The following is a 14,329-nucleotide window of genomic DNA, read 5'->3' as shown; positions in this document are numbered from 1 at the left end:
CCTTTTTATTAAAGATCCCCCATCCCATAGAGAGATAGGGGATGTTTCGTTTTAAATTAATTCAATTGCCATTGCAGTTGCTTCACCACCACCAATACATAATGAAGCGACACCACGTTTTTTTCCTTGATGCTTTAATGCGTGGATTAGCGTTACTAAAATACGTGCGCCGGATGCACCGATAGGGTGGCCCAGGGCACAAGCTCCGCCATGAATATTAACTTGTTCTGGGTTTAATTCAAGTTGTGTCATAGCTGCCATTGTTACCACTGCAAATGCTTCATTTATTTCATAAAGATCTACATCATTTTGTTTCCAGGACGCTTTATTCATCACTTTGCGGATCGCATCTACAGGAGCTGTGGTAAACCACTCAGGTGCTTGTGAATGGCTGGCATGCGCAACGATGCGGGCAATGGGTTTGATCCCGCGCTTTTCTGCTTGTCCAGCACTCATTAAAATTAGACTTGCTGCACCATCAGAAATGGAGCTTGAATTGGCTGCAGTAACGGTTCCATCTGATTTAAAAGCAGGTTTTAATTGAGGTATCTTAGACATTTTTGTCGCATCAGGACCTTCATCTACAGATACTGTAATGTCACCCTTACGAGTATTAATAGTTACGGGAACGATCTCTTCCTTAAAGGCACCACTTTCTATTGCCTGCAACGCTTTACTCATAGAGCGAGTAGCAAATTCATCTTGTTGCTCTCTGCTAAAATTAAAATGACTGGCAGTTGCTTCTGCAAAAACACCCATTAATTTTCCTCTATCATAGGCATCTTCTAATCCATCGAGGAACATGTGATCTTTTAATTCACCATGTCCTAATCTGTATCCTGAACGTGCTTTACTCAAGAGATAAGGCGCATTACTCATACTTTCCATACCACTTGCAAGAATAATATTTGCAGTGCCTGCGCGGATTAAGTCATGAGCGAGCATTACTGCTTTCATTCCTGAGCCACACATTTTGTTAATTGTGGTTGCTCCTGAGGAATTTGGTAATCCAGCTTTAATTGCAGCTTGCCGTGCGGGAGCTTGACCAATTCCAGCTTGTAAAACACAACCACTAATTACTTCATCTATTTCAGCTGGGCTAATTCCTGCTTGAGATAGGGCTGCCACATGTGCAATTGCTCCCAACTCTGGAGCTGAAAGACCTGATAAATTGCCTAACATGGCCCCCATAGGCGTTCTTCTTGCTGCAACGATTACTATGTCATTCTGTTCCATTTTCATTCTTCCTTATGCTGTTTCTTTAAAAAGTTCTCGTCCAATAAGCATTCTTCTGATTTCAGAAGTACCAGCCCCTATTTCATACAATTTTGCATCACGCAGTAGACGTCCTGTAGGATACTCATTGATATATCCATTACCACCAAGGATTTGAATTGCTTGTAATGCCATTTGCGTTGCTTTTTCAGCCGTATATAAAATCACGCTTGCAGCATCTTTGCGACTAACATTACCTTGATCACAAGCACGAGCAATTGCATATAAATATGCTCTTGAGGCGCCTAGGTCGGTGTACATATCTGCTAATTTTCCTTGGATGAATTGAAATTCACCTATTGGTTGTTCAAATTGTTTGCGTTCATGTACATAAGGTAAAACAACATCCATGCAGGCCTGCATGATCCCTACTGGGCCTGCGGCCAAAATAGTGCGCTCATAATCAAGTCCACTCATTAATACTTTAACACCTTGATTCACTTCACCCAAAACTTGTTCCGCAGGGACTTCACATTGTTCAAATACCAATTCACAGGTATTTGAGCCGCGCATTCCTAGCTTGTCGAGTTTTTGAGCTGTTTTAAATCCAGGCATTCCTTTTTCAATCAGAAAGGCAGTGATTCCTTTGCTCGCAGCCTGCTTGTCTGTTTTGGCATAAACAACCAGAACATCGGCGTCAGGCCCATTGGTGATCCACATTTTGGTGCCGTTGAGAATATATCTATCGCCTGCTGGACGAGCATGTAATTGCATACTGACTACATCGGAACCTGAGTTGGATTCACTCATAGCCAGAGCACCAACATATTCTCCACTAATAAGTTTAGGCAGATATTTTTGTTTTTGCGAATGATTACCATTTAAATTGATTTGGTTAACGCATAAATTAGAGTGGGCACCGTAACTCAGGCCTATGGAGGCAGATGCCCTAGAAATTTCTTCCATTGCGATGACATGTGCAAGATATCCCATATTGGCACCACCATATTCTTCACTGGCAGTAATTCCTAATAATCCCATGTCACCTAATTTTCGCCATAAATGATTGGGAAAAGTATTGTTTTCGTCAATTTGAGCAGCAAGTGGAGCAATTTCAGCACGAGCAAATTGGTAGACACTGTCGCGCAACATGTCATAAGTTTCACCGAGTTGATAGTTCGGTCCTGTGTACATAGCTGACTTCCTGTTGTTGTAACTGCTTAACTATACAAGATTTAACGAACGCAAAAAATTTGGCGTATCTTAATGCAGAGTAAGTAGTCTGTTGATTTTTATAAATGTGTTAGACTATACCCAATCAAGTTGAAGATGCAAATAGAATTTCTCAGATCTTTTTTCCTATTAAACAAGTTAAAGATATGATTTGATAAACCAATTCAACTGACCCTTGATGAAATGAGCTTTTAAATGATTGAACGGCTTTATTTAAGTTAAAGGGTAGGGATTAAGTAATTATTTATTTTATTATCCAGTTTATAGAGTAAGAAGTGTTTTTTAAATGCTCCTTTACCTGATTTGAAAAATCGCCTAATCTTAGGCCAATGGAAAAACTACTGAGCTTTCTAAGGTAGTTACAACCAAGTTTAAGCGTTTAGTTTTATCTATTTAGGAGAGTCATTCATGCGTAAATTAGTACTCTGGGGACATACTGTTGATGAGTATCGTGAGATGTTTGATTTGTCTCAAGAGGATATGAATTCAAAGATATTGGAATATGGATGTGGTCCCAGTGCAGTAAACGCTCAACAATTTCAAGAAGCGCATCAAGCTGTGAGTTGTGATCCCTTATTTGTTTTGGATAAAGATACCTTATCCTCCAAGGCGGTTATGATTTTTGCACAAATGGCAGATGAAGTACGTAATCACCAAGACCAATTCGACTTCAGTCGTTTCGGAAGTTTAGAACAGCTGCTCGAGCATCGACGAAATGGAATGAAAAAATTTTTTGCTGATTACGAGCAAGGTAAGGTTGAGGGACGATATTATGGTGCGGCAGATTATCATTTGCCATACCCCGATTTCTCTTTTGATTTTGCATTAAGTACGAATTACCTATTTGCAGATTTAGAAGATCAGACTGTTGAGTTCCATTTAAATGTAATTCGTGAGTTAGCGAGAGTAGCTAAAGAAGTACGAATATTTCCCTTAAACGATATGGAAGGAAAAACTTCTGAGTTTTTAGGTCCTGTATTATTGGAACTGCAAAAAGAGGGTTATGGTGTAGAAATTAGAGAAGTTGATTATCATTTGCATAAGTCTGAAAGCGCCATGCTGCGAGTTTGGGCACAAAAATGTGATATTTGATGAAATGCAGCCTGGGTGAAGCGAAGCGAAACCCAGGAGTTCAGAATTAACCCAACCCGGGTTTCGCTTCGCTTCACCCTGGCCACAAGGTTTTTTTATGTATTCGATGTTACGTCCTGTACTTTTTAGTATGGATCCTGAAAGTGCACATACTTTTAGTTTGTCTGCTTTACATTATATACCCAAGTTTTGTTTTAAAAAGATAAAGCATAAACCTGTTGAAGTCCTGGGGCTACAATTTCCACATGTGGTTGGTCTGGCGGCCGGATTGGATAAAAACGGCGAGCATTTAGACGCATTGGCTAAATTAGGTTTTTCCTTTATTGAAGTAGGTACGATAACCCCAAGACCACAAATCGGTAATCCTCAGCCACGATTATTTCGTTTGCCAGAGGCCCATGCGATTATTAATCGTATGGGATTTAATAATCAGGGTGTTGATGCACTGGTGAGGCATGTAAAAAAAGCACGTTATAAAGGAGTCTTGGGTATCAATATTGGCAAAAATAAAGATACCTCGCTGGATGATGCTGCAAGTGACTACATTCATTGTTTGGGTAAGGTATACGAGTATGCCTCCTATGTGACTATCAATATTTCATCACCGAATACTCCCGATTTGCGGCAGTTGCAGCAAAAAGAATATTTTGCCAATTTATTGTCTCAAATTCAGGCTGAACAAATTAAATTGTCCGATAAATTTCAACGTCATGTGCCTTTAGTAGTTAAAGTATCCCCAGATGAGGACTCAGAAACATTAAAACAGATGACTGATGTCATTTTACAGTACGGTATTGAAGGAATTATTGCCACGAATACTACGTGTTCTCGTACAGGAGTAACCCATTTATCTGATGCAGAGGAAACTGGGGGGCTAAGTGGTAAACCTTTATGGGAGCTGTCTACTCAGTGTTTGCGTTTGCTCAAACAATATGTGGGTAATGATGTTAGTTTGATCGGAGTAGGAGGCATCGACAATTGTGCCAGTGCCCAGGCTAAATTGGATGCTGGTGCTTCATTAATCCAGGTGTATACAGGACTGATTTACCAAGGGCCTGGTTTGGTATATGAGTTAGCGAAAGATTTAAAATGAAGCAGTAATAACGTGAAATATGAACTCCTTCGTCTTTACCACGATGCGCTGAGGATAATTTTTAGATGAAATTTATTACTAAAGATCTAGCAAGGCAAATGGAGTCTTGTATCAAGCAAACCCATATAGAAGTAACCAAACAGTACCCGGAAGGAACAATATTGGAACTTAACGGGGGTGCTGCTTGTTTTTCAGGGACAGACTCTTATTTGTCACAAGTAGTAGGGTGGGGATTTGCTACAAAGCGTATGCATTTTCGAGCTGAAATAGAGCGTATAGAACATTTTTATAAAGCATTAAACCATACTCGTGTAGATATTGAATTATGTCCTTTTGTGGGAAATGAACTAACTGTATTTTTAAGCCAGCGTGGTTATTGCATCAGTGAATTGAACAATGTCTCAATATTGGATTTAAAAATATATCAGCCTCTAGACTGTGTTGCCGATCCTTTAAGTATTAAAGAAATAGAACCTCATGAACTGAATGAATGGGCCCAAAAGGTTGCTTTGGGTTTTGATGCTCCTGAAGCTGCAGATCAATTTTCTCGTTATGCTCAATCCAAAGGGGTCAGTGCTTATGCTGTTTATGATAAAGAGGTAATTGTAGCTGGCGCTACTATAGCTATTCATGGGGATTTTTGTGATTTAGGGGTGACGAGCACTTTGCCAGATTATCGAGAGAAAGGCTTACAAAAGAAATTACTTATCGCTCGATTGAATCGTGCAAGACAACAAGGGGTGTCTTGGGCAACGGTTACTACCGAGCCGGGGAGTGTTTCTGATTGTAACGTGCAAAAGATAGGTTTCCATTGTGCTTATACACGTATCAAAATGACCTTGGAATGACATTTACATTGCATTCAATTGTGAAGCACGAGTCCAACTTCGTAGAATTTCGGATAGAAATAACTCATTTATAATCGGGATTCGGTACCGCTTAACTTAGGTAACATTTTTGTATTTTAAGGAATATTAGCACTTCCCTGTAATAACAGTTACAATAACCCATGTTTCGATTGAGTTACTTGAGTTATGAAAAAGAAACTTACTGTTAAAACCAGTATTTTATATAAACGTTTACTAGCTTATGTGAAACCGTTTTGGCCCATACTGGCATTAGGTATATTTGCCAACATTTTGTATTCCCTGATTGACGCTGGTTTTACATACATGATGCGGCCTTTTTTCGATAAAAGCTTTATTAATGTCGATATGGATTTTATTAAGAAAATTCCTTACATCGTTTTAATAGGGATTACTTTGAGAGGGCTTGTTAGTTCATTGGGTAGTTACTGTATGACTTGGGTTGCCCGTTCAGTAGTTAAAGTATTAAGAGAAAAAGTTTTTAATCATATTCTTCATTTACCTGCCGATTTCTATGACGAAGCAACTTCAGGACAAATGCTTTCCAAAATTCTCTATGACGTGGAACAAGTAGCGCAGGTTAGCGCAGATGCTTTAACAGATATAGTTCAAAATATTTGTTTAATTATAGGTTTTCTCACTGTCATGATGGTCATTTGCTGGCAATTATCCCTCATGTTTTTGTTAACTATTCCCTTTGTAGGCATTATTGTGAATTACACGAATAAACGTGTGCGACGAATAAGTCATAAAGTACAAAAAACCATGGGAGAGGTTACTGAAATTGCCAGTGAAGCAATTGAGGGCTATAAAGTAGTGCGTATCTTCGGAGGGGCTACTTATGAGTCTGGAAAATTTTGTAAAGCCATAGAGCATTCACGCCAAAACGATATGAAAGTCGCTGCAAGTAAAGCACTTAATGTGTCTGGGGTGCAAATTGTCATTGCGATAGGTATCGCAGCAATCATTGCAGCTGCAATTCAACTCTCTACCGTAGTTATTATTTCCGCAGGTTCTTTTTTAGCAATTATTGCTGCAATGATACAGTTAATTAAACCGATGAAAACTCTAACCACATTGAATGCTGTAATACAAAAAGGTTTAGCAGGTGCAGAAAGTGTATTCACTATGCTGGATCTTCCTATTGAACAAGAACAAGGTATAGTTTTGTCGCGAAGAGCACAGGGGGCTCTTGAATTTAAGCATGTATCTTATGCTTATAGACAAGGAGAACAAATATTACATGATGTAAGTTTTACTGTTGAAGCAGGTAAAACGGTTGCATTGGTAGGTCATTCTGGAAGCGGTAAAACAACAATCGCCAGTTTATTACCTCGTTTTTACGAAGTGACTCAAGGTGTTATTACTCTGGATAATACACCGATTAATCAAATAAGCTTGCCTAGTTTGCGTGAGCAAATGGCTTTAGTGAGTCAAAATGTGACATTATTTAATGACACTTTAGCAAATAACATAGCTTATGGTCGTTCAGATGTAAGCCGTCAAGAAATTATTCAAGCTGCCAAAATGGCTTTCGCTGACGAATTTATTAGTCGTTTTCCAGAAGGTTATGATACGCGTATCGGCGAGAATGGTGTCTTACTCTCTGGTGGTCAGCGACAAAGGATAGCGATCGCGCGTGCTATTTTAAAAGATGCACCGATTTTGATTCTTGATGAAGCAACATCTGCTTTGGATAGTGAGTCAGAGCGCTACATTCAAATCGCTTTGGATGAAGTGATGAAAAATCGTACTACTCTCGTCATTGCGCATCGATTATCGACGATTAAACATGCAGATAAAATTATAGTAATGCAACATGGACGTATTGTAGAACAAGGTAATCATCAGGAGCTACTTGATTTGCAAGGATATTATGCACAACTTCAAGGGATGCAGCACATCGATGTGATTCGTGAGGATGTTGTAGCCTGATGTATGCTTTCCTTGATAAATTATGGTATGGAGAGAATCACCCACTCCAATGGCTGTTACGTCCATTGTCGTGGGGGTATTCCGCTGTAGTTTCAGCTAGGCGCTATTTTTTGGAGCGTTTTAGTCAAGTAAGCTGTCCCGTTCCTCTGATTGTTGTTGGTAATATATCGGTTGGAGGAGTGGGTAAGACTCCTTTAGTTATTGAGTTGACCAAGAGAATACAACAGAAAGGATTGCGGGTGGGGATCGTTAGTCGTGGTTATGGCGCAGCAACGAAACATTTTCCCTATGAAGTGCATGTTAATGATTCGGCTCTAAAAGTTGGTGATGAGCCTTTATTGTTGGCACAAAAAACCCAATGCCCAGTGGTGATTGCACCTAAACGAACAGAAGCTGTTCGCTATCTTTTAGAAAAACATCAAAGCCAAATCATTATTAGTGATGATGGATTACAACATTACCGTATGGGACGAGCTATTGAAATTGCTGTTATTGATGGTACGCGAGGATTAGGTAATGGTCTTTGTTTGCCAGCAGGCCCATTAAGAGAATCTGCTGCACGCTTAGAACAGGTTGATTTTATTGTGGTGAATGAAGGTAAGTGGCATAAGGATTCGGATACCTCATCGACGAAACAATCCACGGTAGTATTTCAAAAGCGGTCTAATGCATATCCAATGGTATTAAGGCCTGGAAAAATTAAAAAATTGAGTACAGATGAAGAAATCGAACCACAGAAATTAAATGAAAAATGGGAAGCGATTGCTGCAATTGGTAATCCCCAACGTTTTTATTCCACTTTGTTGCAATTAGGGATAGAATTCGATACCTGTTCTTATCCTGATCATTATCAGTTTAAGCCAGATGATTTGAATTATTCGAAAGCACTTATTATTATGACGGAAAAAGATGCAGTGAAGTGTCGAGCATTCAGCTCGGATAACATGCATTATTTACCCGTAGAGGCTGTATTGGATGATGCATTTTGGGACGCATTGTGGTTACATCAACAGTTAAAAGGTTATTACTGATTATGTTTGCTTGGATTCGCTGTTTTTTATTTTTAATCATGTTCCATGTAAGTACAGGATTATTTGCGACTGAAATTGAACCTGTGCCGCAACTTGTACAATCTCTCGATCCAACAACAGGTAGTTGGACTTTTTCTGGTATGGTAAAAAATGAAAGTGGGGATAAATACGGCTATTTTTTTGAAATGCAGCGACAGGGTTCAGAGTTTCATACCAAAGCAGCTTTAATCGATGGACAAACAAATCAACTGGTATTTTTTTATGAAGATAAAGAAAAAATAGAACAATCAACGCCACTTGATTGGCATGTTGGTTATTCCTTTATTAGTTACAATCCCATTAATGACAGCTGGATCTTTGGGGTTAAAGCAGGAGATAAAAAAGGTTTTAATTTCAAAGTAGATATGTTAAAGCAAGTGAATAATGTGAATGAATCCTTGATGTTGCGTCCGGGAGTAAGATTTCAAGTGCTGCAGACAAGTCAGCTTAATGGACACTTACGGATCGATGATAAAGAGCAGTTTGTTACTGGGAATAAAGCCTGGTTTGGAAAATTAGTATTAAACAACGATCAAAAAGACACTCATGAGATCAGTACAACGTTCTGTCGTTTAAATGATGATAATGGATTTTACTCTGCAAATCTTAAGGAAAAAGATGCAACCAGTGCCGCTGTAGCAGGTTGGCTTGATCCGCTTGGCAATAAAGTAAAAATGTCACAATTTGTTTCAATAAAACCTTTAGATAATGATCTGTGTATGCTGAATATAGGTTTACCCAAATTGAGTTTAAAATTGATCAATACGTTGAAGGCTAATGATCCATCATCACATGCTGTTGCAGGGTTTTCTAAAGACGGTCGTGAGGGTTTTTGTTATGTTACCCAACAATTATTTTCAAAAAATCAACCGACCGAGCTCAATATGAATAAGGATAAGTTAACAGGTTAAAATATTCTTAGTTTGTAGCCGGGTGCAGATTTTCCGGAACCCGTGTTTCGCTTAGCTCCACCCGGGCTACATTTTGCTCACGTTATCCAGTGGAGTTTAGGACGAAGGATCTCCTGAGCTTAAGTATTATATCTGTACCCGCTGTTGGAGATCCCGTACTACGTTACGGGACAGACGTATAATCGGGATGACGTACACTATCTGGCATGACGTATCCTAGTGAGCACTTCCAGTTAGGTTGTTATTTCTTAAAGAGTGGGAATTGTTAAAGACTCTTGTTTTGATTGAGCAACCTCTTTCTCCTTATCCCATCGATCTTGCAGCTTTTTCAATCGTTCTTTTACGTCTGGAGTAAAAGTCAGTTCAGGGGGTAGTCTTCTCGGTTGAGGTTTTTTATCATCTTCAGGAGCCTGTAATGCGCGGGGTTTTACTCCAGAAGAATCACGTTTAGCGAGCTGAGGGTTTAACTGCTCTTCCACTTCTTGAGTCTTCATTGCACTGAGCATCACTCCAGATGAATCAAGTTTAGCCAGATGAGGATCTAACTGTTTTTCTAATTCACGCGCATATTTAGGATCTACAATCCACATAGCATCCGATAGGGCTGGGATGCACATGTTGGGCTCATCATTTACCCACCACCCTAAATCGCTCATGGCTTCTCGAACGAAATCTGCGTCTTCATTTTGCTCATCAAGGGCATAGCGTAATATAGTGATAAGCGCTTTTTCTGGGTTTTTATAATCAATGCGAAGTCTCGCATTGGAATTCAAGAAGCTAAACCAGCCATGATCCAATTTTTCATGATATTTTTGGTTAAATTGTTTGCATAATTGGGCTGCGGTTTGTTCACGAGGTGCTGAGAGTTTATATTTACCCAAACCTTCCTTACTCTTGTAATATTCGGACATCAATAAAGCATGCATTGTCGCAGTGGGATGAACATCATCCCAGAACATGTGCTTTGCCCCAGGAGAAGTTCCATTGGGGTTCAATTTATATTCTGGTGAATCTATATACGGCTCTGTTAGTTTCGTTTGATCAAAATATTCATGGTATTTTGAATTTTCACCGTTTTGACGGACATCCTCATAAACAGTACCAAAGACTTCATTAATATTAAAAAGATCTATGGAACATTCAGGATGCTCTTTTTGTAGCGCCTCATACTTTTCTTTTAGTTGCGTATTAAAATGCTTCGATATTTTGCTCGCATGCTCACGCTCAGTAGGTGTTTTTTTCTGAAAACGCGGAGTTAATGATAAATCAGGTAAATTACATAAAACAAAATTGGTATAACCTTGTTTAATTAATTTCTCAATATTCTCAATATTACTTTGAGCAGCACGTTCAGCTGCTTCTTCCGTTAGATCCGAATTAGCCGTAATTAAATCATTTGCCCCTGAAAATACGGTAATAAGGGTTTTTTCTTTTTGCCCATCAGTAATTTCCTGTTTCTCATTATCTTCTAAGAATTGTTTTACCTGCTCCGATAAATTGGATACAAGTAAGCGGGTGAAAAAAAGTTTTATCGCTGTAAGCGGGGAAAAAAAGGAAAGAAAATCAAAGCTCCATTTGTAATTATAAGACGTTGCACCGCCTTGGCTGTAGTTTGCAAAGAAATTTCGGCCATTATATTGTGCAGTTCGACCATTATCGAGAGAATAATATTCTTGCACATATTGTCTATAACGAGGGTCCGATATTAATTTGTCTGAAATATCATCAGAAGACTCTCGAAGAGACGCTTTTGAGCTTCGCTTTTCTTGCAGAGGAGGTTGGCCATTTTTTTTGTATCGACGGGTGATTGCGGCATCAGCTAAGTCAGCATTATCAAGTGCAAACCTTGGTTTTTCTGTGATTTCTGGAGTGTTATCTCGTTTTGCTGCGAATAGATGAGCTTCTTCCCTATCTTCTGTATGTTTTTTACGTTCCACTTCATTTAATTCAGCCTGAACCTCATCGGAAGTGTATCTCTTTCTCTGATAGGGTGATTGATTAAGAATATCATCACTGATATCTGCATTATTCAGGTTATATTTTCCAAAGCGATGTTCAGTGTCTTTCTTTATTTTGTCCTCATTAATAAACTTGCTAATGAGGGTCGCTCGTAGCACATCTGCCCAAGTATAACCATTGGTAAAACGCTCTTTGGGGGACTTATCTAATGTTAATGTTTTTTTCCAGAGGCCATTTACTAAGGATCCCAGAAAAGAAAACTTTTCACCCATGTTTTTACCGTCAGAAAGGCTATCGCCAAATACGACAAAATAGCTTATTTCTTTTTTGGGAGAGTCAGTAGGTTTTCTAATTTCTGCTTTAGAAGTCGCCATATAAAATAACTACACACTGGATAATATTTGTTATTTTATAGATAAATTATTAAGGTTTTATTAATGAAGCAAGAATTACCCAATTGAGTTTTCTTAAAAATAAGAAAACAGAGAAAAGCGAATATTTATATCTCTTTTTCCGGCAGAAATTGTGATAATGCACTGGCAATAATTAATGCAGCCGGAATGATTAACAGGATAAGTTGATAATCGTTTAGAGCATGGAGATTTGTACCGCCTTTGAAGTAATCCAGCAAATAACCAATCAGTGGCTGTAATAAAGGGGCTGTAGCCATTGCCAGGGTATTAGTAAAGCCTGTGCATGCAGAGAGTGATTCTGGAGGTGCCAACTCATTCGCAATGGTAAATGCAAGCATATATGCGCCACAACAAAGTCCTATTGCAAATAATAAGATACCTGTAAGAATCATATTTTGGATCGGTAAGTAAAGAACAAGAATAAATAAAAGAGCTGTGGATAAACAGGATATATGAATGAGCGGTTTACGTGTAGATAAGTGAATAGACAACCAGCCATAAATGGGACAACTTAAACCCGCCCCTAATAAGATCATCGATGTGAGAATACTTGCTGCTTCCAAAGAACACTCCAATTTTAGCTGGAGAAAAGGAACAGCCCACATTGCAGCAAAAACAGTAATAACCGAAAATTCTAAGCCGACAAACAATCCATTTATCCATACGAGTTTGTTTTTCAACATGAGCAGTAAATGTTTTTTATATTGATGATTGATTGTAGGTTTATTACTGGGAATGAATTTTGCGCACAAAAAAGCGATTAAAAGACCAATGCCACCAGCACCAGCAAGAAAATAGTGCCAACTAATACGAGTTATCTGTGATCCCATTCCAATCATGCTAAATACAGTAATGGTAAATCCTAATGTTTCTGTAAGTCCAATCATAAAAGCATATTGCTTTAAAGGGTAATGTTGACGTAAGACTCGGGTCATACCCACAAAAGCAAAGGCTGAACCACCACCGATTATCAGGCGACCTAGAAATAGCACAAATAAGTTATAGCCTGTAGAAAATAAAAGACAACCTAAGGCACAGATCAGAGCATTTATTGATAATAATGTTCGCGTATTGTATCGATCAAAAAGAAGACCAACGGGAATCTGCATTGTGGTATAAACATAATAAAAAGCGCTACTTAATAGACCAGCTGTGAATGCGGTGAGTTGTTTCTCATGCATGATGGCGCCAATAATAATTCCTGAAGATAATTGCAAGAAAAATTGAAACAATAGAAAAAATACGCTGACCAACCAGATAGTGGTTCTTTTGGAGTTGTATGAAGGTGTTGAGGCCAATAAATTCATTAATTCTGTTTCAACAAAAAAGGCGAAATATATAGCATCATGGAGAAAGTGTAAATTATTTTAAAAAAGAGAACATCTATTGCGAGTGCAATAGATGAAGTTCGTCTTTGCTTTTCTCAGACTATAAATACATCCAGGTATTTATTTTATCTAAGGGAAATGAGTGGTGAGTACACCAGCGCTCAATAATATTATTGTCCAAAGTTGCTGATATTCCATGAACCCCTGGAGGTAGTTTTTCGTTGAGAAATCTTAATGCGGCTAGGTTATGTATGTAGAACTCAGGATCGATGTATTTCATTGGTGTGGGATCATTGAGTACAAAATTGATTGGCAATTTATGATTTAAAACCTCATCATCACTGAAGTGAGGACCAAACTCATCATAGACTCCTAAGTTTGCGAGAATTTTTCCGCTAAACCAGGAGTGAGGATAATCACTCATCACTGCTTTTCCTCCGGTTGCGGTCACAACCACATTCGCTTCCAGCAATGCACGCTCTAATTCATTGAAATCTTGAGGAACAAGTGCTTTGATACCTAACTTATTGGCTAATTTTCGTTGTTCTTCATTCGAATCAACAACAACCACAGGAACTTTATTTTGGGTGCAAAAATAGGCGAGTCCACGGCCAATTTTCCCAAAACCAAAAATAATCCATGAGGTTTCAGTAGGATTGATTCCTGTCAATTGAGCTAGAGCCATATGACTGCTTTCAGCACATCCAAAAACTGTTTCGAGTTGTTTTGTCCGCGTGCGATCCACACTAACCACAGGAAAATCGAGTGATTGTTGTCGGTAAAATTGATCACCAGAACCAGTTAATTCGATGACACCCATTTTAGGTTTTCCAAGAAATTGATAAAGCTGAGCCCCACAATCAAAATAAAAATCAAATTTTTCTCCAAGAAGTGAGTGTGGGTCCTCTACATAACGGATTTTGGCTTCTTTTAAAGAGGACACTGCTTGCGGATGCGCATGGCAGAATTCCGTAGGATTGGTGACGGTGACATCAGCTCCAGCTGCGAGTAAACATGTTATTTTTAATAAAGTATTGGTTACTACTGGAACATGATGAACTACTCGTAGGCCAGTCAAGGGTCGTGTGCTGCTCCATTCTGAAAGTTGTTCATGCATGAAAGGAGCTTCTGTTTGAGGATATATTTGAAAGATTTTTTTTAGTGCGTCGTGCATCATGCTCTGACAAATAGTAAAGATGTTTCCATCCTAGCAT

General features: G+C 38.8%; 11 protein-coding genes. 6 read left to right on the top strand and 5 right to left on the bottom strand.

The window, feature by feature from the left end; all coding sequences use genetic code 11:
• Positions 1-51: 51 nt before the first annotated feature.
• Together ACWTEW_RS18760 and ACWTEW_RS18755 are read right to left on the bottom strand one after the other, a co-directional pair.
• Positions 52-1,236, bottom strand: a complete 1,185-nt coding sequence (locus tag ACWTEW_RS18760) for an acetyl-CoA C-acyltransferase (RefSeq protein WP_454783173.1) — start codon at positions 1,234-1,236, stop codon at positions 52-54.
• A gap of 12 nt (positions 1,237-1,248) precedes the next feature.
• Entirely contained in the window at positions 1,249-2,409 is a 1,161-nt protein-coding gene (locus ACWTEW_RS18755; protein WP_454783172.1) for an isovaleryl-CoA dehydrogenase, read from the bottom strand.
• A 447-nt stretch (positions 2,410-2,856) separates the two neighbouring features.
• On the opposite strand from ACWTEW_RS18755, the gene ACWTEW_RS18750 reads away from it, so the two are divergent.
• The 6 genes from ACWTEW_RS18750 to ACWTEW_RS18725 all read left to right on the top strand — a co-directional run bounded on the left by ACWTEW_RS18750 (position 2,857) and on the right by ACWTEW_RS18725 (position 9,415).
• Entirely contained in the window at positions 2,857-3,540 is a 684-nt protein-coding gene (locus tag ACWTEW_RS18750; RefSeq protein WP_454783171.1) for a hypothetical protein, read from the top strand.
• Between the two features lie 97 nt (positions 3,541-3,637).
• Positions 3,638-4,633: a quinone-dependent dihydroorotate dehydrogenase gene (locus ACWTEW_RS18745; RefSeq protein WP_454783170.1), complete on the top strand. Its 996-nt coding sequence runs from the start codon at positions 3,638-3,640 to the stop codon at positions 4,631-4,633.
• A 65-nt stretch (positions 4,634-4,698) separates the two neighbouring features.
• Positions 4,699-5,481: a GNAT family N-acetyltransferase gene (locus ACWTEW_RS18740; protein WP_454783169.1), complete on the top strand. Its 783-nt coding sequence runs from the start codon at positions 4,699-4,701 to the stop codon at positions 5,479-5,481.
• Positions 5,482-5,667: 186 nt separating this feature from the next.
• Positions 5,668-7,434 (top strand): lipid A export permease/ATP-binding protein MsbA, encoded by a 1,767-nt coding sequence (msbA, locus tag ACWTEW_RS18735; RefSeq protein WP_454783168.1) that lies wholly within the window; start codon positions 5,668-5,670, stop codon positions 7,432-7,434.
• Positions 7,434-8,465, top strand: a complete 1,032-nt coding sequence (lpxK, locus tag ACWTEW_RS18730; RefSeq protein ID WP_454783167.1) for a tetraacyldisaccharide 4'-kinase — start codon at positions 7,434-7,436, stop codon at positions 8,463-8,465. Before msbA ends, lpxK begins: the two co-directional genes overlap by 1 nt.
• Positions 8,466-8,467: 2 nt before the next feature.
• Positions 8,468-9,415: a hypothetical protein gene (locus ACWTEW_RS18725; RefSeq protein WP_454783166.1), complete on the top strand. Its 948-nt coding sequence runs from the start codon at positions 8,468-8,470 to the stop codon at positions 9,413-9,415.
• A gap of 248 nt (positions 9,416-9,663) precedes the next feature.
• Here the strand turns inward: ACWTEW_RS18725 and ACWTEW_RS18720 are convergent, their stop codons facing one another.
• The 3 genes from ACWTEW_RS18720 to ACWTEW_RS18710 all read right to left on the bottom strand — a co-directional run bounded on the left by ACWTEW_RS18720 (position 9,664) and on the right by ACWTEW_RS18710 (position 14,289).
• Positions 9,664-11,748, bottom strand: coding sequence for an SGNH/GDSL hydrolase family protein (locus ACWTEW_RS18720; RefSeq protein WP_454783165.1), 2,085 nt, complete (start codon positions 11,746-11,748; stop codon positions 9,664-9,666).
• 125 nt (positions 11,749-11,873) lie between these two features.
• Positions 11,874-13,094 carry an MFS transporter gene (locus ACWTEW_RS18715; RefSeq protein ID WP_454783164.1) on the bottom strand — a complete coding sequence of 407 codons (1,221 nt, stop codon included), beginning with the start codon at positions 13,092-13,094 and terminating at the stop codon, positions 11,874-11,876.
• A 121-nt stretch (positions 13,095-13,215) separates the two neighbouring features.
• The gene (locus ACWTEW_RS18710) at positions 13,216-14,289 is read right to left on the bottom strand and encodes an NAD-binding protein (protein WP_454783283.1); all 1,074 of its coding nucleotides are present in this window, start codon (positions 14,287-14,289) and stop codon (positions 13,216-13,218) included.
• Positions 14,290-14,329: the final 40 nt, after the last annotated feature.

The organism is Legionella stuttgartensis (assembly GCF_977063405.2).
This window is presented reverse-complemented; position numbering and strand designations above follow the sequence as displayed.